Origin of the sequence: Ferrovum myxofaciens (assembly GCF_000735045.1) — a bacterium.
Lineage (GTDB): Bacteria > Pseudomonadota > Gammaproteobacteria > Burkholderiales > Ferrovaceae > Ferrovum > Ferrovum myxofaciens.
Map to the genome: position 1 here is coordinate 1 of NZ_JPOQ01000406.1, position 541 is coordinate 541.

The following is a 541-nucleotide window of genomic DNA, read 5'->3' on the forward strand; positions in this document are numbered from 1 at the left end:
CCGTTCTGATCCGACACGATATTTTTTTCGGGCAGCACGCCCCGATATAAATAGCGCCCCAGATACACCAGGGCCTTCTGCCCTGTTCCCACCGCCTTGCAGTCGACAACCCACTCGGCAGGATAGCTGCGGGGCAGTTGGAGCCCGGCCTGCCGGATACTCTCCAGCATCTTGGCTCGGAACACTTTGGCCAGCGCCTTATGGTCGAACAGAAAACCGCTGCGCTTGTTGCGCCACAACCGCTGCCTGGCATCAAACGCCACGGCGGGCATCACCAGATGCACGTGCGGGTGGAAATCCAGACGGCGGTTGTGGGTATGCAACACCGTCACCGCGCCGGTGGTTCCACGCAGTTTTTTGTCGTTCTGGCTGAACGTGTTCACCGTGGCCCAGGCGTTACGGATAATGAGCTCGTACAGCTCGCGCTGGTGGTGCCAGGCCAACTGGCGGAACTCGGCTGGCAAGGTGAAGGTGACCATGAAATACTCGCCCGGCACCAGTTTCTGCAACTGCTTGTCAATCCAGCGTTGCGATTCGTGTG

Annotated in this window: 1 protein-coding gene; it reads right to left on the bottom strand. The window is 59.5% G+C overall.

What is annotated here, in order from left to right; all coding sequences use genetic code 11:
• Window positions 1–541, bottom strand: a 541-nt coding sequence (locus IV91_RS0114270; protein ID WP_031599515.1) for an IS91 family transposase, incomplete at both ends; no start/stop codon positions are given.